Annotated in this window: 24 protein-coding genes; 17 read left to right on the forward strand and 7 right to left on the reverse strand. The window is 60.7% G+C overall.

Annotation, left to right across the window (positions count from 1 at the left end; all coding sequences use genetic code 11):
• Positions 1–7 precede the first annotated feature (7 nt).
• From VGK14_RS02970 to ppk1, 4 genes are read left to right on the forward strand one after another with little or no spacing between them, the layout of a single operon-like run.
• Positions 8–907, forward strand: a complete 900-nt coding sequence (locus VGK14_RS02970; protein WP_331507437.1) for a metal ABC transporter substrate-binding protein — start codon at positions 8–10, stop codon at positions 905–907.
• A complete protein-coding gene (locus tag VGK14_RS02975; RefSeq protein WP_331507438.1) occupies positions 904–1,659 on the forward strand; it encodes a metal ABC transporter permease in 756 nt (251 codons plus the stop codon). Before VGK14_RS02970 ends, VGK14_RS02975 begins: the two co-directional genes overlap by 4 nt.
• Before the next feature lie 28 nt (positions 1,660–1,687).
• The gene (locus VGK14_RS02980; protein ID WP_331507439.1) at positions 1,688–1,954 is read left to right on the forward strand and encodes an oxidative damage protection protein; all 267 of its coding nucleotides are present in this window, start codon (positions 1,688–1,690) and stop codon (positions 1,952–1,954) included.
• A gap of 42 nt (positions 1,955–1,996) precedes the next feature.
• Positions 1,997–4,087, forward strand: coding sequence for a polyphosphate kinase 1 (ppk1, locus tag VGK14_RS02985; protein WP_331507440.1), 2,091 nt, complete (start codon positions 1,997–1,999; stop codon positions 4,085–4,087).
• Here the strand turns inward: ppk1 and ppx are convergent, their stop codons facing one another.
• From ppx to rpiA, 3 genes are read right to left on the reverse strand one after another with little or no spacing between them, the layout of a single operon-like run.
• A complete protein-coding gene (gene ppx, locus VGK14_RS02990) occupies positions 4,088–5,584 on the reverse strand; it encodes an exopolyphosphatase (RefSeq protein ID WP_331507441.1) in 1,497 nt (498 codons plus the stop codon).
• An 8-nt stretch (positions 5,585–5,592) separates the two neighbouring features.
• On the reverse strand, positions 5,593–6,297 hold the full coding sequence (gene phoU, locus VGK14_RS02995) for a phosphate signaling complex protein PhoU (protein ID WP_331507442.1): 705 nt from the start codon (positions 6,295–6,297) through the stop codon (positions 5,593–5,595).
• A gap of 57 nt (positions 6,298–6,354) precedes the next feature.
• Positions 6,355–7,011 carry a ribose-5-phosphate isomerase RpiA gene (gene rpiA, locus VGK14_RS03000; RefSeq protein WP_331507443.1) on the reverse strand — a complete coding sequence of 219 codons (657 nt, stop codon included), beginning with the start codon at positions 7,009–7,011 and terminating at the stop codon, positions 6,355–6,357.
• Between the two features lie 63 nt (positions 7,012–7,074).
• Here rpiA and ilvA point away from each other — a divergent pair, with 63 nt between their 5' ends.
• On the forward strand, positions 7,075–8,586 hold the full coding sequence (gene ilvA, locus VGK14_RS03005) for a threonine ammonia-lyase, biosynthetic (RefSeq protein ID WP_331507444.1): 1,512 nt from the start codon (positions 7,075–7,077) through the stop codon (positions 8,584–8,586).
• On the opposite strand, the gene VGK14_RS03010 is transcribed toward ilvA, so the two are convergent.
• From VGK14_RS03010 to gatC, 4 genes are read right to left on the reverse strand one after another with little or no spacing between them, the layout of a single operon-like run.
• Positions 8,583–9,158 (reverse strand): pyridoxamine 5'-phosphate oxidase family protein, encoded by a 576-nt coding sequence (locus VGK14_RS03010; protein ID WP_331507445.1) that lies wholly within the window; start codon positions 9,156–9,158, stop codon positions 8,583–8,585. The two genes, ilvA and VGK14_RS03010, sit on opposite strands and share 4 nt — an antisense overlap.
• Before the next feature lie 6 nt (positions 9,159–9,164).
• On the reverse strand, positions 9,165–9,623 hold the full coding sequence (locus VGK14_RS03015) for an EVE domain-containing protein (protein ID WP_331507446.1): 459 nt from the start codon (positions 9,621–9,623) through the stop codon (positions 9,165–9,167).
• Positions 9,624–9,639: 16 nt separating this feature from the next.
• Positions 9,640–11,109 (reverse strand): Asp-tRNA(Asn)/Glu-tRNA(Gln) amidotransferase subunit GatA, encoded by a 1,470-nt coding sequence (gatA, locus tag VGK14_RS03020; protein ID WP_331507447.1) that lies wholly within the window; start codon positions 11,107–11,109, stop codon positions 9,640–9,642.
• An 11-nt stretch (positions 11,110–11,120) separates the two neighbouring features.
• Complete coding sequence (gene gatC, locus VGK14_RS03025) at positions 11,121–11,408, reverse strand: Asp-tRNA(Asn)/Glu-tRNA(Gln) amidotransferase subunit GatC (protein ID WP_331507448.1); 288 nt, start codon at positions 11,406–11,408, stop codon at positions 11,121–11,123.
• A gap of 98 nt (positions 11,409–11,506) precedes the next feature.
• Between gatC and VGK14_RS03030 the strand changes: the two genes are divergently transcribed.
• From VGK14_RS03030 to VGK14_RS03085, 12 genes are all read left to right on the forward strand, one after another.
• Positions 11,507–12,550, forward strand: a complete 1,044-nt coding sequence (locus tag VGK14_RS03030) for a rod shape-determining protein (RefSeq protein WP_331507449.1) — start codon at positions 11,507–11,509, stop codon at positions 12,548–12,550.
• A gap of 68 nt (positions 12,551–12,618) precedes the next feature.
• Positions 12,619–13,530, forward strand: a complete 912-nt coding sequence (gene mreC, locus VGK14_RS03035; protein WP_331507450.1) for a rod shape-determining protein MreC — start codon at positions 12,619–12,621, stop codon at positions 13,528–13,530.
• Positions 13,511–13,987, forward strand: coding sequence for a rod shape-determining protein MreD (mreD, locus tag VGK14_RS03040; RefSeq protein WP_331507451.1), 477 nt, complete (start codon positions 13,511–13,513; stop codon positions 13,985–13,987). Before mreC ends, mreD begins: the two co-directional genes overlap by 20 nt.
• Positions 13,984–15,888 (forward strand): penicillin-binding protein 2, encoded by a 1,905-nt coding sequence (gene mrdA, locus VGK14_RS03045; RefSeq protein WP_331507452.1) that lies wholly within the window; start codon positions 13,984–13,986, stop codon positions 15,886–15,888. Before mreD ends, mrdA begins: the two co-directional genes overlap by 4 nt.
• Complete coding sequence (gene rodA, locus VGK14_RS03050) at positions 15,881–16,975, forward strand: rod shape-determining protein RodA (RefSeq protein WP_331507453.1); 1,095 nt, start codon at positions 15,881–15,883, stop codon at positions 16,973–16,975. Before mrdA ends, rodA begins: the two co-directional genes overlap by 8 nt.
• On the forward strand, positions 16,972–17,874 hold the full coding sequence (locus VGK14_RS03055; RefSeq protein WP_331507454.1) for a septal ring lytic transglycosylase RlpA family protein: 903 nt from the start codon (positions 16,972–16,974) through the stop codon (positions 17,872–17,874). Before rodA ends, VGK14_RS03055 begins: the two co-directional genes overlap by 4 nt.
• 30 nt (positions 17,875–17,904) lie before the next feature.
• A complete protein-coding gene (locus VGK14_RS03060; protein ID WP_331507455.1) occupies positions 17,905–19,047 on the forward strand; it encodes a D-alanyl-D-alanine carboxypeptidase family protein in 1,143 nt (380 codons plus the stop codon).
• Positions 19,047–19,907 (forward strand): D-amino acid aminotransferase, encoded by an 861-nt coding sequence (locus tag VGK14_RS03065; protein ID WP_331507456.1) that lies wholly within the window; start codon positions 19,047–19,049, stop codon positions 19,905–19,907. Before VGK14_RS03060 ends, VGK14_RS03065 begins: the two co-directional genes overlap by 1 nt.
• Entirely contained in the window at positions 19,907–20,173 is a 267-nt protein-coding gene (locus VGK14_RS03070) for an HP0495 family protein (protein ID WP_331507457.1), read from the forward strand. The genes VGK14_RS03065 and VGK14_RS03070 overlap by 1 nt, the downstream gene beginning before the upstream one ends.
• Positions 20,152–20,793, forward strand: a complete 642-nt coding sequence (gene lipB / locus VGK14_RS03075; RefSeq protein ID WP_331507458.1) for a lipoyl(octanoyl) transferase LipB — start codon at positions 20,152–20,154, stop codon at positions 20,791–20,793. Before VGK14_RS03070 ends, lipB begins: the two co-directional genes overlap by 22 nt.
• A complete protein-coding gene (lipA, locus tag VGK14_RS03080) occupies positions 20,778–21,734 on the forward strand; it encodes a lipoyl synthase (protein ID WP_331507459.1) in 957 nt (318 codons plus the stop codon). Before lipB ends, lipA begins: the two co-directional genes overlap by 16 nt.
• Before the next feature lie 64 nt (positions 21,735–21,798).
• Positions 21,799–22,716 (forward strand): TniQ family protein, encoded by a 918-nt coding sequence (locus VGK14_RS03085; protein WP_331507460.1) that lies wholly within the window; start codon positions 21,799–21,801, stop codon positions 22,714–22,716.
• Positions 22,717–22,720 lie beyond the last annotated feature (4 nt).

Raw genomic sequence — 22,720 nt, forward strand, 5'->3', positions numbered from 1 at the left:
GCACGCCATGAAAAAAATCATTTCCGTCCTCGCGCTATGCCTGCTGACACTATCGTCGGCACGGGCCGCGCTCAACGTTTTCGCCTGCGAACCGGAATGGGGCGCGCTGGCGCAGGAACTGGGCGGCGACAAGGTTTCCGTCTACAACGCCACGCAGGCCTTGCAGGATGTGCATCACGTGCAGGCCAAGCCCAGCCTGATCGCCAAGGCGCGCTCGGCCAATCTGGCAGCGTGCACCGGGCTGGAACTGGAAATCGGCTGGCTGCCGATGGTGCTACGCCAGGCCGGCAATGCGGAAATCCAGCCGGGCAAACCGGGCTATTTCGAGGCCGGCAGCTATGTGCGGCGGCTGGAAGTGCCGTCGCGGCTGGACCGCGCCGACGGCGACGTGCATGCCCAGGGCAACCCGCACATCCAGACCGATCCGCGCAACATCGCCAAAGTCGCCGATGCGCTGGCACAGCGCCTGGCCGAAATCGACCCGCTTAACGCGGCGTTCTATAAATCCCGCCACCAGGATTTCGCGCAGCGCTGGCAGGACGCGATCAAGCGCTGGGAAGGCCAGGCCGCGCCGCTCAAGGGTGCCGCCATCGTGGTGCAGCACAAGGCCTTCCCTTACCTGAGCGACTGGCTGGGACTGAAAGAGGTGGCGACGCTGGAGCCCAAGCCCGGCGTCGAACCCACCGGCAGCCATCTGGCGGAAGTGCTGGACCAACTCAAAAGGCAGCCGGCCAGGATGGTGATACGCGCCGCCTATAACGACGACCGGGCCTCGCAGTGGCTGGCGGAGCGGGCGAAGATTCCCGCGGTCGCACTGCCGTTCACGGTCGGCGGCGACGACCGCGCCAAGGATCTCTTCGGCCTGTTCGACGATACCGTGCAACGCCTGCTGGATGCCGCCAAATGAACTTCGATACGCTCAACCTCAACCTCCTCGCCCCCGCGTTGCTGGCGGGACTACTGGTGCTCGCAACCCACGTTCCGCTGGGCCAGCAGGTGCTGAAGCGCGGCATCGTGTTCATCGACCTGGCAGTGGCGCAAATCGCGGCGCTGGGCGTGATCGCCGCCGACCTGATGGGCTGGGAGCCGCAGGGCTGGGCCGTGCAGGCGGCGGCCCTGACCGCCGCGCTGCCCGGTGCTTTTCTGCTCACCTGGATCGAGAAGAACTGGCCGGAAGTGCAGGAAGCGCTGATAGGCGCGATTTTTGTGCTGGCGGCCAGCGCCGGGATTCTGCTGCTGGCCAACAACCCGCACGGCGGCGAACACCTGAAAGACCTGCTCTCCGGCCAGATTTTATGGGTAACGCCGGCGCAGTTGATCCCTGCGGCGGCGGTTGCCGTTTTGACTTTGGCTATCTGGTTCGGCGCCAGGCAGCGCCTGGAGCACTTCGGCTTCTATGCGCTGTTCGCCGTCGCGGTCACCGCTTCGGTGCAGTTGGTGGGCGTCTACCTGGTGTTTTCCAGCCTGATCATGCCGGCACTGGCGGTACGCAACTGGCCGCAAAATCGGCGGCTGGCCGGCGGCTATGCGCTCGGTGCGCTGGCTTACGCCGTCGGACTGGCGTTGTCGGCGGTGTTCGACCTGCCGTCCGGCGCGGTGATCGTCTGGTGCCTGGCCGGCACGGGGATTCTCGCCAATCTGCGGGGCTTTAGGCTATGATTACCGATTAATCAACAGGAGTGGAATCATGGCAAGAACCGTCAAATGCATCAAACTCGGGCGCGAGGCCGAGGGGCTGGATTTCCCCCCCTATCCCGGCACGCTCGGCAACAAGATTTACGAAAACGTATCCAAGGAAGCCTGGGAGGGCTGGAAAAAACACCAGACCATGCTGATCAACGAGCATCGTTTGAGTCTGTCGGACCCGCAGTCACGCAAATATCTGGCGGAACAGACCGAAGCCTATTTCTTCGGCGAAGGTGCGGAAAAACCGTCCGGCTTCGTTCCGCAATAAACCCGTCGCGATCCGATCATAACTTTTGACAAATCTTTTTTTGTGGCCTCACCGATAAGATTGACTGCCCCCGAGTATTTCCTTAACCGCGAACTGGGTATTCTGGCTTTTAACCGCCGCGTGCTGGCGCAGGCGGAGGACGAGCGCAATCCGCTGCTGGAGCGCCTGAAGTTCCTGTGCATCGTCAGCAGCAATATGGATGAGTTCTTCGAGGTGCGCGTTGCCGGCCTCAAGGAGCAGATACAGTTCAATTCCGCCTTTACCGCTGCCGACGGCCTCCCGGCCGGCCAGATCTATGCGCAGGTTAGCGAGGTGGCGCACGGACTGGTAGCCAGGCAGTACCAGATCTTCAATGATGTCCTGGTGCCGCAACTGAAGGCCGAGGGCATCGATTTTCTGCGCCGCACCCAGTGGAACGAGGCGCAGGCCGAGTGGATACGCGACTATTTCTTCCGCGAGCTGATGCCGGTGCTGACGCCGATCGGGCTGGACCCGGCCCATCCGTTCCCGCGCGTGCTCAACAAAAGCCTCAACTTCGCGGTGGAACTGGAAGGCAAGGACGCTTTCGGCCGCAACTCCGGCATGGCCATCGTGCAGGCGCCGCGTGCGTTACCGCGGGTGATCCGGCTGCCGCCCGAGCTGGCCGGCTGCGAATACGGCTTCGTTTTCCTGTCTTCCATTTTGCATGCCCATGTCGGCGAACTGTTCAGCGGCATGACCGCGCGCGGCTGCTACCAGTTCCGCGTGACGCGCAACAGCGACCTGTTTGTCGACGAGGAAGAAATCAAGGATTTGCGCCTGGCGCTGCAAGGCGAGCTCACCCACCGCCAGTTCGGCGACGGCGTACGGCTGGAAGTGGCGGACAACTGTTCGCCGGAAATGTCGGCGTTTCTGCTCGCGCAGTTCGGGCTCATCCCCGACGACCTGTACCAGGTCAACGGCCCGGTCAATCTGGTGCGCCTGATGCAGATCCCGGACGGGGTGGAACGGCCCGATCTGAAATTTCCGCGCTACATACCCAGCCTGTCGCGCGAAATCGGCAAGGAAACCGATATTTTCAAGGTCATCCGCAAGGGCGACATCCTGCTGCACCTGCCGTTCCAGTCGTTCAACCCGGTGGTGGAATTCATCCAGCAGGCGGCGGCAGACCCCGACGTGCTGGCGATCAAGCAGACGGTTTACCGCACCAGCTCGGATTCGACGATGATGCAGGCATTGATCGACGCAGCCCGCCGCGGCAAGGAAGTGACCGTGGTGGTGGAGCTGATGGCGCGCTTCGACGAGGAGGCCAACATCAACTGGGCAGCCAAACTGGAGGAAGTGGGCGCTCACGTGGTATACGGCGTCGTCGGCCACAAGACGCACGCCAAGATGGCGATGGTAGTGCGGCGCGAGGAAGGCAAGCTGCGCCGCTACGTGCATCTTGCCACCGGCAACTACCACCAGCGCACCGCGCGTTTCTATACCGATTTCGGCCTGCTTACCTGCCACGCCGAGATCAGCGCGGACGTCAACGACATCTTTGCCCAACTCACCGGCCTGGGCAAGGCCACCAAGCTGAAACATCTGTGGCAATCGCCGTTCACGCTGCACCAGCAACTGATCAAGGCGATCCATAACGAGGCGGAAAACGCCCGGGCTGGCAAGAAGGCACGCATCATCGCCAAGATGAACGCGCTGCTCGACCCGGACATCATCCGCGCGCTGTATGCGGCTTCCCTCGCCGGGGTGGAGATCGACCTGATCGTGCGCGGCGTCTGCGCGCTGCGGCCCGGCATGGCCGGGGTGTCGGAAAACATACGGGTGCGTTCCATCGTCGGCCGTTTCCTGGAACATTCGCGGATTTTCTATTTCCACAACGGCGGCGCACAGGATGTCTACCTCGCCAGCGCCGACTGGATGTACCGCAACTTCTTCCGCCGCATCGAAACCTGCTTTCCGGTGCTCAACCCCAAGCTCAAGAAACGCGTGCTGAAGGAAGGGCTGGAGCCTTACCTCAAAGATAATTTACAAGCCTGGGAGATGCAGCCGGACGGCAGCTATCGCCACAGGAAACCGGGCCGCGCCCAGCCGTTCAGCGCGCAGGAATTCCTGTTGGCGAACTTCGGCCAGGAACTGGCGCGGGAAGAATGATCACGCGTCGATTGCCAGCGTGATATTGATGTCTTTCCAATAAGCCGCCTCGGCCGCAAGTGCTGCCTCGGTAAGCGGATTTTCCGCCAGCCATTCCGGATCCACCGCCAGCCGGAACTGTCCGTTGGGTTCCCAGCACAATTCCGGCGCCGGCATGGTGAATTCCATGTGGTTGCGATGGAACAGCACCGCCAGCCTTAGCACCAGTATCAAAGCCAGATGATCGTTATGCGTGGGCAGAGCAGTCAGTTTGGTCAGGGAGCGGCGCTGCGCGCGCAGCAGCATGCCCAGCATTTGCTGATCCATGCGCGAGAAACCAGGCATGTCGGCATTTTCGATGATATAGGCGGAATGCTTGTGGTAGCCGGAGTGGGCGATCGAAATGCCGATCTCGTGCAGGCGCGCCGCCCAAGTCAGATATTGCCGCGCCAGCGCCTGTTCCATTTCCAGCTTGCGTGCGATCTGCTCCAGCAGCGCCAGCGCCAGCAGTTGCACTCGACGCGCCTGCGGCGCATCCACGTGATAGCGACGCTTGAACTGGTGCACCGTGGCTTCGCGCGTATCCTGATGCCGCATGCGGCCCAAGAGCTCGTACAGCACGCCTTCCCGCAGCGCGCCGCTGGCCACCGTCATGTGCTCTATGCCTAACTCCGCGAACGCCGCTGCCATAATGGAATACCCACCGGCGATCACTGCGGCGCGTTCGACGGACAGCCCGGGCAGATCCAGCTTGCGGATTTCCCTGGTGCGCAGCAGCCGCTCCTTCAGCTCGGCCAGCCCGCTACGGGTAATGGCGCCGTCCGACCAGTCGTTTAGCCGCAGGATTTCTCCTAACGCCCGCGCCGAGCCGGAAGAGCCGATTGCATCCTGCCAGTGACCGCTCGAGAACTCCCGACGTATGCCCTGAATCTCGGTACGCGCGGCAATCTCCGCGCGGCGCAGGTTGCCTTCCGACAGCTTGCCATCGGCAAAAAACCGCATGCTGTAGCTGACGCAGCCCATGTACAGGCTTTCCATTTTCTGCGGCTCGAAATTCCGGCCGACGATGAATTCAGTCGAGCCGCCGCCGATGTCGATCACCAGCCGGTGCATTTCGGAGGGGGGAAGGCTATGGGATACGCCGATGAAAATCATGCGCGCCTCTTCGCGGCCGGCGATGATTTCGATCGGGAAACCAAGCGCTTCTTCGGCGCGCTGTAGCAGTGCCGGAGCATTGCGGGCGACGCGGAAAGTATTGGTGGCAACGGCGCGCACCGCGTGCGGATCAAGCCCGCGCAGGCGTTCGCCGAAACGGCGCAGGCATTCCACCGCGAGCTGCATGGCGTCGTGGGAGAGGGTTTTATCCATTTGGAGCCCCGCGCCCAGCCTGACCATTTCGCGCAGGGAATCGTGCATGAACAGCTGGCCGTCCTCTACACGCGCCATTTGCAGGCGGAAGCTGTTGGAACCGAGATCGACGGCGGCGATCTCCGAAGAGGACGGCTGTGGCGACTTCAAAAAATCTCCTACTGCAGGGTTTCCTTTTCCATCTCCTGCATCGTGATATGGCGCACATCCTTGCCCTTGACCATATACACCACGTATTCGGCGATGTTTTTGGCATGGTCGCCGATACGCTCGATGGCCTTGGCGATGAACATGACTTCCAGCGACATCGTTATGGTGCGCGGGTCTTCCAGCATGAACGTGATGAGCTGGCGCGTGACGGCGCGGAAATCGTCGTCCACCTGCATGTCCTGGCGTGCGACTTCGACGGTGCGGCTGACATCGAGCCGCGCAAAAGCGTCCAGCGCGATGCGCAGCATCTCCCTGACCTGCACGCACATCGCCTTGATTTCGTTGAAGCGCGGCGAATACAGGCGGTCCGCCTCATGGATCTTGTGCGCGACACGGGCGATCTTGGTGGCTTCGTCGCCGATACGCTCCAGGTCGGTAATGGTCTTGACCATCATCATGATCATGCGCAGATCGCCCGCGGTCGGCTGGCGGCGCGCGATGATGGTGGTGCATGCCTCGTCGATCGCGACTTCCAGCGCATTCACCGCATGGTCGCGCTCGATGACCTGGTTGGCCAGGGAAACGTCGGCCTCTATCAAGGCTTCGATGGCGTTGACAATCTGTTCTTCAACCAGGCCGCCCATTTGCAGTACTTTGGCACGTACCGATTCGAGCTCGGCATCGTATTGTTTAAAGGTATGTTCAGATTGCATAACGAAACTCCTTGGCCGTAAGGATAACCAGTTTATTGCACCCGTATGACGACAATATTACCGGGTAAATGTTTTCACGCCATCGCCTGTCGCCAGCAGCAACACATCGGCGCCGCGCGCGGCGAACAAGCCGTTGGTCACCACGCCGACGATCTGGTTGATTTGCGCTTCCAGCGCAACCGGGTCGAGGATGGTAAGCCCGTGCACGTCAAGGATGATATTGCCGTTGTCGGTGGTGAAATCGCGCAGCTCAGGCTGCCCGCCGAGCTTGACCAGCTCGCGCGCGACATAACTGCGCGCCATCGGCAGCACTTCCACCGGCAGCGGGAACTTGCCCAGCACCGGCACCAGCTTGCTGGCATCGCAAATGCAAATGAACTTCCTGGCGCAGGCCGCAACGATTTTTTCGCGCGTCAATGCGCCGCCGCCGCCCTTGAGCATGGCCATGTGTTCGGTGATTTCATCGGCGCCGTCGACATAAATGTCCATGCCGTCTACGCCGTTGAGGTCGAACACCTCGATGCCGTGGCCGCGCAGGCGCCGGGCGGTGGCTTCGGAACTCGCCACGGCGCCGTCGATCTTGGCTTTGACCTTGGCCAGCTCGTCGATGAAATAATTTGCGGTGGAACCCGTGCCCACGCCTATGATGCCGCCCTTGACGTATTCGACGGCCTTTTTAGCCACGGCTTGTTTGAGTTCGTCTTGTGATGCCATGCTGTGCTCCTAAATTCTTTATAATAATTGCTCGAATCCTTAATAATACACGCGCCCTAGCCGATGAAAAACGATTATCTGGAAAAAATCCTCACCGCCCGCGTTTACGATGTCGCGGTGGAAACCCCGCTGGAAGAGGCCGCCAATCTTTCCCGGCGTATCGGCAACCGCCTCTTGCTCAAGCGCGAGGACATGCAGCCGGTGTTCTCGTTCAAGATCCGCGGCGCTTATAACAAGATGGCCCATCTCACGCCGGCGCAGCGCAAACGCGGCGTGATCTGCGCCTCTGCCGGCAACCATGCCCAGGGCGTGGCGCTGTCGGCGCAAAAGCTGGGCTGCCGCGCAGTCATCGTGATGCCGACCACGACGCCGCAAATCAAGGTCGATGCGGTCGCACGCCGCGGCGGCGAAGTGGTGCTCGCGGGCGATTCCTACGACGAAGCCAGCGCACACGCAGCCATGCTGGAAAAGCGCGACAAGCTGACTTACGTGCATCCGTTCGACGATCCGTATGTGATCGCGGGGCAGGGCACCATCGGCATGGAAATCCTGCGCCAGCACCCCGACCCCATCCATGCGGTGTTCTGCAGCATCGGCGGCGGCGGGCTGATCTCGGGCATCGCGGCCTATATCAAGCGCCTGCGGCCCGAGGTCAAGATCATCGGCGTGGAAACCACGGATGCCGATGCGATGAACCGCTCACTCAATGCCGGCAAGCGCATCCAGCTCGACCAGGTCGGCCTGTTCGCCGACGGTACCGCGGTCAAGCTGGTGGGCGAGGAAACTTTCCGCCTGTGCCAGGAATACGTGGACGAAATGGTGCTGGTCGATACCGACGCCATCTGCGCCGCGATCAAGGACGTGTTCGAGGACACGCGCTCCATCCTCGAACCCTCGGGCGCACTGGCGATCGCCGGCGCCAAGGAATACGCCAAGCGCCACAAGCTCAAGGACAAGACGCTGGTGGCGGTCGCCAGCGGCGCCAACACCAACTTCGACCGCCTGCGCCACGTCGCCGAGCGTGCCGAGCTGGGCGAACAGCGCGAAGCCGTGCTGGCCGTGACGATTCCCGAAACACCCGGCAGCTTCAAGAAATTCTGCTCATTGCTGGGCGCGCGCAACATTACCGAGTTCAACTACCGCTACTCGGATGCAAAGGAAGCGCACGTGTTCGCCGGCGTGCAAGTCGCCAACCGGGCAGAAGCAATTAAATTGGTGGAAAGCCTGCGCAGGCACGACCTGGCGACGCTGGACCTCACCGACGATGAAATGGCCAAGCTGCATATCCGTCATCTGGTCGGCGGCCATGCGCCGCAGGTCAGTGATGAGTTGGTGTACCGCTTCGAGTTCCCGGAACGACCGGGCGCGCTGATGCGGTTTCTGGAAAGCATGAGCGCCGGCTGGAACATCAGCCTGTTCCATTACCGCAACCACGGCGCCGACTACGGCCGCGTACTGGTTGGGATGCAGGTGCCCAGAGGCGAGAAAAAGACGTTCCAGAAATTCCTCGACAAGTTGGGATACATCTATTGGGAAGAAACCGACAACCCAGCCTATAAGCTGTTCCTTGGTTAGCCTCTTCCGGGGTTAGCTTCCGCCTGCCGGTCTTCGAAAATCCCGGTCGGCCTGCCGTCCAGGCTGACCCGGTTCTTTTTCTCCCAATACTCGGTGATGCCTTTCTCGCCTTTCTTTTCGGCCCAGTCGACCAGCTGATCTCGCTGGCCCCGATAGTCGAACAGTGGCACCGCCATGCCGCACGAAGTCTGCACCAGTTCCACGTCCAGCACGAAAATCTGCCGTGCGCCCGGCAACGCGTCGAAACGGTTTATCAGCTCCGACCATTCCGCATCGCGCGCATGGATGACCCGCGCCGCGCCGTATAACCGCAAAACCATCGGGTTACCGGTAAACGCGCAGAACATCAGCGTCATGCGCCCGTTTTCCAGCACGTGCGCGGCGGTTTCGTTGCCGCTGCCGGTGACGTTGAGCCAGGCCACGGTGTTGGGGTCCGGTATCCGCAATGAATCCAGCCCCTTGGGCGAGAGATTGGTATAACCCGACTCCGGCGCGGTGGCGACGAAGAACACGTTCTGGTCCCGGATGAACCGGGTCAGTTCCTGATTGAGTTGGGAATAACGCTGGCTCATGGCTTTCTACTTCAGTTTGTCGAGAATAATTTCCCAGTCGCGCGGGTCAACCGGCGTGATCGACAACCGGTTGCCGCGCTGCAGGATGCGCAGGTTGGCAAGCTCGGGCGTTTCGCGCAATTCCTTCAAGCTCAACAGTCGCGTCTTGCGCACCAGCTTCACGTCCACGTTGAACCAACGCGGGTTCTCCGGCGTGGCCTTGGGGTCGTAGTATTTGTGTCTGGGTTCGAATTGCAATCGGTCGGGATAAGCCAGCCGGCTCACCTCGGCAATGCCCGCGATGCCCGGCTCGACACAGTTGGAATGATAGAACAGCACGCCGTCGCCCACCTTCATCTGGTCGCGCATGAAGTTGCGCGCCTGGTAGTTGCGCACCCCATACCAGTCCACGGTCTGGTTGGGGAAAGACGCCAGATCGTCGATGGAAACATCGGACGGTTCGGATTTCATCAGCCAATAGCGCATGAATTTCTCCGAAAGGCTACATGATTCCAGCCGGCATCCTGGTATGCCAGTCCGTCGCCTGCTGATAGGCATGCCCGATGCCCAGCATGCGCGATTCGCTGAAATAGTTACCGATAATCTGCAACCCTACCGGCAGGGGTTTTCCATCGTTACCTGGGACGAAGCCGGCGGGGATGCTCATGCCGGGCAGGCCGGCGAGATTGACGGCGATGGTGTAGATATCCTGCAAATACATAGCCACCGGGTCGTCGGTTTTTTCGCCGAGCTTGAACGCGGTGCCGGGCGCGGCGGGGCCCATGATGACGTCGCATTGCCGGAACGCCTGCGCGAAATCCTGCGCGATGAGGCGGCGGATTTTCTGCGCCTTGAGGTAGTAGGCGTCGTAATAGCCTGCGGAGAGCACATAGGTGCCGATCATGATGCGGCGCTTGACCTCGGCGCCGAAGCCTTGCGCCCGGGTCTTGCAGTACATGCCGAGCAGGTCGGTATATTCCGGTGCGCGATGGCCGTAGCGCACGCCGTCGAAGCGGGAAAGATTGCTGGAGGCTTCCGCCGGAGCCAGCACGTAGTACACCGGGATCGAAAGCCGGGTGTTGGGCAGGCTGATGTCGACGGTTTGCGCGCCCAGCTTGCGGTACTGGTCTATCGCCTGCTGCACCACCTGGGCCACGCCGACATCCAGGCCGTCGGCGAAATATTCCCGCGGCAGGCCGATTTTCAAGCCGGCCAGCGGCTGGTCAAGGTCGCGCGCGTAGTCTTCCTTGTCGCGCTCAAGGCTGGTGGAATCGCGGCTGTCGAAACCGGCCATCACGTTCATCATCAGCGCCAGGTCCTCGGCGGATTTCGCCATCGGGCCGGCCTGGTCCAGCGAGGACGCGAAGGCGATCATGCCGAAGCGCGAACATACGCCGTAGGTCGGCTTGAGGCCGGATAGACCGCATAAAGAGGCCGGCTGGCGGATCGAGCCGCCGGTGTCGGTGCCAGTGGCCGCAGGCGCCAGCCGCGCCGCCACGGCCGCCGCCGAGCCGCCTGAACTGCCGCCGGGCACGCGATCGAAGTCCCACGGGTTTTTCACCTGGCCGAAGTATGAAGTCTCGTTGGACGAGCCCATCGCGAACTCGTCCATATTGGTCTTGCCCAGATTGACCGCACCCGCCTTGTCGAACTGTTCGACGATATGAGCGTCATAAGGCGAGACGAAGTTGCCGAGCATTTTCGAACCGCAGGTAGTACGCCAGCCCTTGGCGCAGAAGATGTCCTTCTGGGCGATGGGTATGCCGGTCAACGGTCCCGCTTCGCCGCGGGCGATTTTTTCGTCGGCGGTTTGGGCTTGCGCCAGGCTTTTTCCTGCATCCACGGTGATATAGGCATTGAGATCGGGGTTGAACCTGTCGATGCGCCCGAGGAATTCCTGCGTGAGTTCGACACTGGACACTTTTCTGGCGGCAAGCGCCGCCGCCAGCTCTTTGAGGCTTGCGTTGATCATGATAGTCGGTATTATTCGATGACTTTGGGAACGAGATACAGCCCGTTTTCCACAGCGGGAGCGATGGCTTGAAACAGTTCGCGCTGATTGGTTTCGGTGACGACGTCTTCGCGCAGCCGCTGGGTGAGGTCCTGGGAATGCGACATCGGTTCGATACCGGCAGTATCGACCGCCTGCATTTCCTCGATCAGGCCGAGAATGCCGGTAAGCTGTTTGAGCGTGGATCGCGCCTCATCCTCGCCGATTTCAATACGCGCGAGATGGGCGATACGTTTAACATCGTCGGTAGTCAGTGACATGGCTTAAATTTCAAGGCAATATCCGGTATTATATCCGGATTTGCAAACACCCCCTAAACGGTGCTGAACCAGCGCCGCAACGACCCAGGATTTAACAGATGTTCGGTTTCCTTAGCAGCTATTTTTCCAACGACCTCGCCATCGACCTCGGCACCGCCAATACGCTGATCTACGTACGCGGCCGGGGCATCGTGCTGGACGAACCGTCGGTGGTGGCGATCCGCACCGAAGGCGGCCCCACCGGCAAGAAAACGATACTGGCCGTCGGCGTCGAGGCCAAGCGCATGCTGGGCAAAGCACCCGCGTCGATCCAGGCGATCCGCCCGATGAAGGACGGCGTGATCGCCGACTTCACCATTACCGAGCAGATGCTCAAATATTTCATCCGCAAGGTGCATGAATCGCGCATGTTCTCGCCCAACCCGCGCATCATCATCTGCGTGCCCTACGGTTCCACCCAGGTCGAGCGCCGCGCCATTAGAGAGTCGGCGATCGGCGCGGGCGCAAGACAGGTATTCCTGATCGAGGAGCCGATGGCGGCGGCGATCGGCGCCGATCTTCCCGTGGCGGATGCGACCGGCTCGATGGTAGTCGACATCGGCGGCGGCACCACCGAAGTCGGCGTGATCTCGCTGGGCGGCGTGGTCTACGCCAAATCCGAGCGCGTCGGCGGCGACAAGTTCGACGAGGCCATCATCGATTACATCCGCCGCAACTACGGCATGCAGATTTCCGAACCCACCGCAGAACTGATCAAGAAAAACATCGGTTCCGCCTTCCCCGGCTCGGAAGTGCGCGAAATGGAAGTCACCGGCCGCAACCTGGCCGAAGGCCTGCCGCGCAAGTTCACCATTTCCAGCAATGAAATCCTGGAGGCGCTCACTGCACCGTTGAACAGCATCGTCGGTGCCGTCAAATCCGCTTTGGAACAAACCCCGCCGGAACTGGGCGCGGACATTGCCGAGCGCGGCATGGTACTGACCGGCGGCGGCGCATTGCTGCGCGATCTGGACATCCTGCTGAAGGAAGAAACCGGCCTGCCGGTAATCGTCGCCGAGGACCCGCTGACCTGCGTGGCGCGCGGCAGCGGCCGCGCATTGGAGGAAATGGACAAGCTGGGCAACGTATTTGCCTATGAATGAAACGGCGCTCGGCTTTCAGCCATCAGCAGAGCAGTTTTTGCTGACAGCCGACAGCTGACAGCTATTCCATGGAAGCTCAGCAGACTTCTTTCTTCGTCCGTGGTCCCAGCCCCCTAGCACGCCTGACGTTTTTCGCGGCACTTTCTCTGGTTCTGATGGCGGTGGATGCGCGCCTGCATTACCTGGCAGAAGTACGCCAGGGTTTTGCTACCCTGCTGCATCCGCTGGAAATCCTGGCCGGCAGCCCGTTGCGGCTGTATCGTCACATAGAACAGCACTTCGCCAGCCTGGACGCCTTGACGCAAGAAACCCATTTGTTGCGCGAACAGAACATGCGCCTGTCGATAGATTTGCAGCGCCTGCCTACATTGCAAGCCGAAAACGAGCATTTGCGGCGGCTGCTCGATGCCCGCCGGCCCTTGGCGCAACCCTCGCGCCTGGCTGAAATCATGCATGTCAGCCGCGACCCGTTCGTGCAGCGCATCATCGTCGGCACCGGCAGTCAGCAAGGCGTGGCCGCGGGTCAGGCGGTAGTGGACGGCATGGGGGTGATCGGCCAAGTCACCCGCGCCTATCCGTTTTCCAGCGAAGTCACGCTGATTACCGACCGCGAACTAGCAGTGCCGGTGCAAGTGGAACGCAACGGGCTGCGCGCGATCGCTTTCGGCCATGGCCGCGACAATACGCTGGATCTGCCTTATCTGCCGGTCAACGTCGACATCCGCGAAGGTGACAAGCTGGTGACCTCCGGCATCGACGGCACTTATCCGAACGGGCTGGCCGTGGCCACCGTGGCCCGCATCGAGCGCAATATCGATTCGCCCTTCGCCCATATCGTCTGCACCCCTATAGCCGGCACCGACAAGCACGGCCAGGTACTTATTCTGGCGACATCGCCTGCGACCGCAATCCCACAGGAAGAAATGCACCTCACGGCCAAAAAGAAGGAAACTCGCCACCATGCGGCCCGTCAGCATTAGCCAGATATACCTGTCGCTGTTCGCCGGCCTGTCGCTTTATTTGCTGCCGTGGGCCGGCTTCGGCTTGATGCTGCGCCCGGATTTCGTTTTGTTGGTGCTGCTCTACTGGCTGATACGCGCACCCCATTTTTGCAATATCGGCACCGCCTGGCTGATGGGTATGCTGGTCGATCTGGCAGGCGGCGACCTGTTCGGCCAGCATGCGCTGGCCTACGTGGTCGCTGCCTATGTTGCGGTAATCTATCAGCGCCGCGCGACCCTGTTCAACCGTTGGCAGCAGGCCGGCTATGTGTTCCTGCTGCTGTTGGTCGCGCAACTGGTGCTGCTGGTGCTCAAACTATTCGGCGGCAGCGAAGTGCCGGGATGGAATTATCTTTTGCCCAGCGCATCCGGCATCCTGCTGTGGCAACTGGTGATCTATTCCAAGATCAAGGTGACCGGCGAGCGGGAAGCGTGAAGTCGTCAGAACTCAAGAACTACCAGCGCGAGCAGTACCAGTTCCGCCTGCGGCTGGGAGTGGCCGCGATCATGGTGCTGGTGTGTTTTGGCATCCTGCTGGGGCGATTTTTCCATTTGCAGGTATTGCGCTACGAGCACTACCAGACGCTGGCGGAAAACAACCGCATCTCGCTGGTACCCATCGTCCCCAATCGCGGCCTGATTCTCGACCGCAACGGCGTCGTGATGGCACACAATTTTTTTGCCTATACGCTGGAAATCACACCTTCCAAGGTGGATGATGTCGAGCAGACCATTGCCGAAATCGGCAAAATCATCGAAATCACTTCCAACGACCGCAAGCAGTTCAAGAAATTCCGCGATCAGAGCCATAATTTCGAAAGCATTCCGTTGCGCACCCATCTGAATGAAGCGGAAGCCGCGCTGTTTGCGGTGAACCGCTACCGCTTTCACGGCGTGGAAATCAAATCGCGGCTGTTCCGCCACTATCCGCAAGGCGCGCTGGGTTCCCACCTGATAGGTTACATCAGCCGCATCAACGATGCGGACATGAAAGAGCTGGAAAAAAGCGGCGATATTTCCAATTACAAAGGTTCCGACCATATCGGCAAATCCGGACTGGAACAGAGTTACGAGCGTCAGCTGCACGGCACGACCGGCTTCCAGCAAGTGGAAATCGACGCCGACGGCCATGCGGTGCGGGTACTTTCCAGCATGCCGCCGATTCCGGGCGACAATCTGGTGCTGTCGGTCGACAGCAAGCTGCAGGATATCGCCGAGAAAGCTTTCGGTACCCGCCGCGGCGCGCTGGTGGCGATCAATCCCGCCAACGGCGAAGTTCTGGCCTTCGTCAGCATGCCTACCTTCGACTCCAACCTGTTCGTCGACGGCATCGATATGGAAAACTGGAGAGCGCTCAACGATTCTCTGGACAAGCCGCTGATCAATCGCCCACTGAAAGGCATCTATCCGCCCGGCTCTACCTTCAAGCCTTTCGTCGCGATGGCCGGGCTGGAAAACGACAAACGAACACCGCCATTTTCGATTTCCGACCCCGGTTACTTCCTGCTGCCCGGCAGCAGCCATCGCTATCGCGACTGGAAACCCGGCGGCCACGGCCAGGTCGACGTGCGTCGCGCCATTACCGTCTCCTGCGACACTTTCTTCTACGGCCTGGCGCTGGATCTCGGCATAGACCGTCTGGCTGCGTTCCTCACCCATTTCGGCTTCGGCCAGAAAACCGGCATCGATATCGAAGGCGAACGCTCGGGATTGCTGCCGACGCCGCAATGGAAGGCCAAGCGCTGGAAACAGAAATGGTATCCCGGCGAAACCGTGATCACCGGCATCGGTCAAGGCTATACCCTGGTCACGCCGCTGCAGCTGGCCTATGCCATTGCGACGCTGGCCAATAACGGCGCAGCCGTCCGGCCACATTTGGTAACCAGCATCCAGGAAAGCCGTACCGGCGTGACCCGCCCGGTGCCGATCGAAACCGTCGACCGGCTGCCGTTGAAACCCGAAAACATGGAATTGGTAAGGCTGGGCATGGCCGACGTCACCAAGCCCGGCGGCACTGCGGCCAGCATCGGCGCCGGCGCATCCTACAATATTGCCGCCAAAACCGGCACCGCCCAGGTGGTCGGAATCAAGCAGGGCGAAAAATACAACGCCAGCGCGCTGGACGAACGGCATCGCGACCACGCGCTATTCATCGCCTATGCGCCGGCGGAGGCCCCCAGGATCGCACTGGCGGTCATCGTCGAAAACGGCGGCCATGGCGGCTCGGCGGCCGGGCCGATCGCGCGCCAAGTAATGGATTATTACCTGCTGGGCAAAGCGCCGGACATGCCGGCGAAAGATGCCGAACCGGATGCGGGAGATGCACCACATGATTAGACTCTGGCTGACCCGGGCAATGGCCCATTTCGATCGTTTCCTGCTGGGCATGCTGCTGCTCGTCATCATGGTCGCGCTGTTCGTGCTCTATAGCGCTTCCGGCCAGAGCGTGGACCAGGTGAGCCGACAGCTGATCAACATATGCGCGGCGCTGACGCTGATGTGGCTGATGGCCAATATTTCGCCGCAACGGCTGGAAAATATCGCAGTGCCCGCGTATGTGCTGGGTCTGGTACTGCTGGTGGGCGTCGCGCTGTTCGGCGACATCAGCCACGGCGCACGGCGCTGGCTGAACCTGGGTGTTGCGCGCATCCAGCCATCGGAAGGCATGAAGCTCGCGGTGCCGATGATGCTGGCCTGGTATTTCGCCCGACGTGAAGCCGCGCTGCGGCTTGCCGACTATGGCATGGCCGCGTTGCTGCTGGCCTTGCCGTTGGGACTGATCGTCAAGCAGCCCGATCTCGGCACCGCGCTCTTGATCGGCGCTTCGGGCTTTTACGTACTGTTTCTCGCGGGCTTAAGCTGGCGCCTGATGGGGGGGCTGGCCGTTGCGGTAGGCGCGCTGATTCCGTTGATATGGCCGATGCTGCACGACTACCAGCGCAAGCGCGTGCTGATCCTGCTCGACCCCAGCCAGGACCCGCTGGGCGCCGGCTATCACACGATACAGGCCATGATCGCGCTGGGCTCGGGGGGGCTGGCGGGCAAGGGCTGGCTGCACGGCACGCAGGCGCAGCTCGATTTCCTGCCGGAACGCCATACCGACTTCATCTTCGCGGTATTCGGCGAGGAATTCGGCCTACTGGGCATCGCACTCTTGATGCTACTGTTCCTGCTGATCATCGGCCGCGGCCTGGTGATCGCCGCCAACGCGCAGAACATGTTCAGCCGCCTGCTGGCGGGCAGCATCACGCTCACCTTCTTTACCTACGCCTTCGTCAACATGGGCATGGTGAGCGGCATCCTGCCGGTGGTGGGCGTACCGTTGCCGCTGATCAGCTACGGCGGCACCTCCTTGGTGACGTTGCTGCTGGGATTTGGTATTTTGATGAGCATACAGACCCACAAGAAATTGGTGGCCTCATGATAAAGCATCTCGTCTGGCTGTTCTGTTTGGCGTTGCTCGCAGGCTGCGGCAGCATGGGCGGCGTTTCCGAGACCAAACCCGAACCGCCTCCGGCAGCGCAAAAAGCAACTCCGGAAGCTGTTACCGCCAAACCCGGCGCGGCGAAAAAAGGCGGCTATTACCTGGATGACGGTCCTGGCGACGGTCCGCAACCCGATTTCGACGCGATTCCAGACGCCGTGCCGCGCTACGAACCACCACTGGCGCGCGCCAACCGGCCTTATGTCGCGCTGGGCGAAAACTATACGCCGATGACCGAGTTCCAGCCCTACAAGGCCAGCGGTATCGCCTCCTGGTACGGCAAGCGCTACCACGGCCAGAAGACATCGACCGGCGAGGTCTACGACATGTACGGCATGAGCGCGGCGCATACCACGCTGCCGATTCCCAGCTTTGTGCGCGTGACCAATCCGGAAAACGGCCGCTCGGTGATCGTGCGCGTCAACGACCGGGGACCGTTCAAGAAAGACCGGCTGATCGATCTTTCTTATGCTGCCGCCTACAAGCTGCACCTGACGGGCAAAGGCAGCGGACTGGTGGAAGTGGAAGCCATCGATGCCCGCAAACCGCTGCCCGAGCCTGCCCAGCCGGCGCTCGGCCTCGACAAGGCATTGGAAAAGCCCGTCAGTGGCGGAACTTTCGTGCAGGTAGGCGCTTTCAAGCAAAAGGATAACGCCGACCAATTGCGCGCGCGCATCGTCAAGAGCGGATTAGCCCAAAATGGCGCGGTGGAGAGCTGGTATAATGACGGCATGCATCGCGTGCGCCTCGGGCCTTACGTCAATCGCGACGAAGCGGAGCGTGCAGCTTTGCTGCTCAAGCAATCCCTGGGGCTTACCGCCATCGTCACCCTTCAATAGTCGGTACTGAACCATTTAACTTTAAGAATCATGAAACGACTTTTTTCCCTATTTCTGCTCGCAGCATTGCCATTGACGGCACCATCCCAGGCGCTTTCCGACAATCTGCCGCCACCGCCCACATTGGCGGCAAAAGCTTATCTGCTGCGCGACTTCGGCAGCGATCTCATCATCGCCCAGCAAAATGCGCACGAGCGCATAGAACCCGCCTCGCTGACCAAACTGATGACTGGTTATCTCAGCTTCAAGGCGATCAAGAACGGTCATCTCACGCTGACGCAGACCTTGCCGGTGAGCACCAGAGCCTGGAAAGCCGAAGGTTCGCGCATGTTCATCGCGCCCGACAAGCCGGCGACCGTGGATGAACTGCTGCACGGCATGATCGTGCAATCGGGCAACGACGCCTGCATCACGCTGGCCGAGGGCATCGCCGTCACCGAGGAGGCTTTCGCCGACCTGATGAACAAAGAAGCCGCGCGGCTGGGCATGAAAGAAACGCATTTCATGAACGCCACCGGCTTGCCCGATCCCAACCACTACACCACCGTTTATGACCTTTCGCTGCTGGCGGCCGCACTGATTCGCGATTTTCCGGACCAATACAAGCGCCTGTACGGCCTCAAGGAATATCGTTACAACAATATCACCCAGCCCAACCGCAACCGCCTACTGTGGGTCGACCCCACGGTGGACGGCATGAAAACCGGCCACACCGAAGCTGCAGGCTATTGCCTGGTGGCCTCCGCCAAGCACGGCGATATGCGGCTGATTTCGGTGGTGGTGGGCACGCCTTCGGAAACTGCCCGTTCCACCGAAAGCCAGAAACTGCTCAACTACGGCTTCCAGTTCCATGACAGCCGACTGGTCTACAAGCAAGGCCAGACCGTCAGCAAGCTCAGGGTATGGAAAGGCCATAACGAGATGCTGGCAGCCACAGTGGACAGCGACCTGATGCTGACGTTCCCCAAGGGACAATACGACAGGATCAAAGCCAGCGTCACCAGCATGCAGCCGCTGATTGCGCCTATCGCCAAGGGACAGGCCGTCGGCACTATCCAGTTCTCTCTGGACGGCAAGGTGCTGCAACAACGTAATCTGGTGGCCAGCGAAGAAGTCGCGGTCGCCGGCATTTTCGGCCGCCTGTGGGATGGTTTGAAACTCAAATTCAGATAATGAGCCCCGTCGTCCACCTCAACGGCCAGTTCCTACCGCTGGACCAGGCTTTCGTGCCGGTGCTGGACCGCGGCTTCATCTTCGGCGATGGCGTGTACGAAGTCATCCCGGTGTATTCGCGCCACGTGTTCCGGCTGGAAGAGCATCTGCGGCGCTTGCAGCACAGCCTGGACGGCATCCGGCTCGCCAACCCGCACACCGACGAAGAATGGGGACAGCTGATCCGCGAACTGGTGGCGCGCAACGCGGGCGACGACCAATATGTGTATTTTCACATCACGCGCGGCGTCGCCAAGCGCGACCACGCATTTCCCCAGAACACCGCGCCCACGGTATTCATGATGAGCAGTCCGCTGATTACCTCGCCGCAAGAATTGGTCGAAACCGGTATCTCGGCAGTGTCGGCCAATGACAACCGCTGGGACCGTTGCGATATCAAGTCCATCGCGCTGCTGCCCAATGTGCTGCTGCGCCAGGTCGCGGTCGACCACGGCGCGGCGGAAACCGTGCTGTTCCGCGACGGCATCCTCACCGAAGGCTCCGCCAGCAATATTTTCGCGGTGGAAAACGGCGTCATCCTGGCGCCGCCCAAGGACAATCACATGCTGCCCGGCATCACCTACGACCTGGTGCTGGAACTGGCCGCCGCCCACGGCATTCCGCTGGAAATCGGCAAATATCACGAATCCCGTATCCGTGCCGCCAATGAATTGTGGCTCACCTCCTCGACCAAGGAAGTGCTGCCGATCATCCGGCTGGACGCACAGCCGGTCGGCGACGGCAAGCCGGGTGCGGTATTCTGGAAAATGCACGCGCTGTACCAGGATTACAAAACCCGCGTGATGAGGTCGCCCGCCTGATGGCCGAACAGGAAACACTGCTGGAGTTTCCCTGCGACTTTCCGCTCAAGATTATGGGCGAAACACGCGAAGGGTTTGCCGAAGCGATCATTGAAGTCGTGCTGCGCCATGCGCCGGATTTCGATGCGGCGCGGATTGAGATGCGCGGCAGCTCCGGCGGCAAGTATCTCAGCCTGACCTGTACCGTCAACGCCACCTCCAGACCGCAATTGGACAATCTTTACCGCGAACTGACCGCGCATCCATGGGTGAAGGTCGTACTTTAAAACCGCTATTGGTTCGCCGGCTGGGCAGAACCGATTACGCAACGACTTGGCGCGCGATGCAGGCGTTCACCTCGGGACGCATCGAGGCGACGCCGGATGAGTTGTGGGTCACCGAACATGCGCCGGTTTATACGCTGGGGCTTAACAAAAAAGACGTCAGGCTGCCGCAGCAAAGCGATATCCCGCTGGTCGAAACCGACCGCGGCGGCAAAATCACCTATCACGGCCCCGGCCAGATCGTGGTTTATCTGCTGCTGGACCTGAAGCGCAGAAATCTTTCGATCCGCCCGCTGGTCAGCATGATGGAAAATGCGGTCATCCAGCTGCTGGCAGAATATGGGATCACCGCACAGGCCCGCAGCGACGCGCCAGGCGTTTATGTCGAGGGCCGGAAAATCGCCGCGCTGGGTTTGAGAGTCCGCAACGGCTGCTGCTATCATGGCTTGAGCCTCAATGCGGACATGGATCTGTCGCCGTTCGATGCGATCGACCCTTGCGGTTACCGGGGGCTGCAAGTCACCCGCACCCGCGATCTGGGTATAACTGCCGACATCGCAACTTTGGCCGAGAAACTGGAGACATTGCTGGGAACCCGTTTGAACCAATGGAAACCAAACTAAAAGACGAAGCCAAACAGAAAGGCGCCGCCAAGACCGCGCGCATCCCGATCAAGATCGTGCCGCAGCCGGCATTGCGCAAGCCGGAATGGATACGCATGAAGGTGCCGGACAGCGCACGCTTCCGCGAAATCAAGGATATTCTGCGCGATCACAAGCTGCATACCGTATGCGAGGAAGCCTCCTGCCCCAACATCGGCGAATGCTTCAGCGGCGGCACCGCGACTTTCATGATTCTGGGCGACCTGTGCACGCGCCGCTGCCCGTTTTGCGACGTGGCGCACGGCAAGCCGCTGCCGCCCGATGCGCAGGAGCCGGACAACCTGGCCCACACCATCGCCGCGATGCGCCTGAAATACGTCGTCATCACCAGCGTGGACCGCGACGACCTGCGCGACGGCGGCGCCAGGCATTTCGCCGCATGCATTGGCGCGGTGCGCCACGCCTCGCCCGCGATCCGCATCGAAACCCTGGTGCCGGACTTCCGCGGCCGGCTGGAGACGGCGCTGGATGCGCTGGCCGGAGCCTTGCCGGACATTCTCAACCACAACCTGGAGACGGTGCCGCGGCTATACAAACAGGCCAGGCCGGGTGCCGACTATGCGCATTCGCTCAAGCTGCTGGCCAAATTCAAAACACGCCATCCGGCCATCCCGACCAAATCCGGCTTGATGCTGGGGCTGGGCGAGACCGACGAGGAAATCCTGGAGGTGATGCGCGACCTGCGCGCCCATCGGGTCGAAATGCTGACGCTGGGCCAGTACCTGCAACCCAGCGCGCACCATCTGCCGGTGCTGCGTTTTGTCGAACCGTCACGCTTCGCCTGGTTCGAGCAGCAGGCGCTGGCGATGGGCTTCACCCATGCTGCATGCGGCCCCATGGTGAGAAGCAGCTACCATGCGGATCAGCAAGCACAGGAAGCCCTGCACTGTGAACATACATAAGTAAATGAGACTTTATATAAGTTAACGATAGTTATCGATCAGTTCGTGACCTAAAAATCTCACTATGTCGCTCTGGCCAATTCATCCAAAGCCTTATCCCGACGAGCTTCTCTCGTCATGGCTGATGCGAATTGCCATCCAGTTCCGTTTTAATCTGAATTCCCTTTGCCGCCAGCTTCTGGAGAGCAATCACGCCGCACCGAGGGAAATCGACCGCGTTTATAGCGACACCCTAATCAAACGACTGGCCGAAGGCACGGGCCAGCCGCAGGAAATCGTGCGCGAGGCGACTCTCGTGGAGGATGAGGGTTATGTCTACTTGAACCGCCATCACGGGATGAATCATTGGATCTTCCCAACCACAACATTCGAGAAGATGGCGCACCATGGTCTCGCCTACTGCCCGGAGTGCTTGGCAGCCGATGCCGAGCCTTATTACCGCAAGTCCTGGCGGTACGCCTTTAACCCGGTCTGCCCCGTGCATCGCCGGTTTCTCAAGCAGGCCTGTCCAGGCTGCGAGGCACCGTTTATTTATTTCGCGATGGACATGATCCCGCACGACCGGATCATGCACCATTGCCTGCAATGCGGACACTGGCTGGGAGACTGGCCAGCAGAATCGGCCGATCCGCGGCTGATCGACTGCCTTTTCAATATTCAAGCATCACTCGCCGCCGGCATCGCGAGAAACACTTTCGAACTGCCGAATTGCGGCTCCATCCCGGCCATCGCCTACCTACAGATTCTGCACGCCTTGACCTATGCCGTACGTTTGCCCAAAAGGGCTGCCTGGGTGCTTACACATTACCCATGTGTTCCAGCGGATTTATCCCTGTCTCCACTGGAACAGGACCACGAGAACCTGCCGCTTGAGATGCGGAGCCCCGAAGCGATTGGAACTGCACTGTGTCTTGCGGGTACGCTGATCGATGATTGGCCAGCCTGTGTAGTGAACCTCGGCGGAATCGGAGCTTTCTCCTAACTGC

Origin of the sequence: Novimethylophilus sp. (genome assembly GCF_036504375.1) — a bacterium.
Lineage (GTDB): Bacteria > Pseudomonadota > Gammaproteobacteria > Burkholderiales > Methylophilaceae > Novimethylophilus.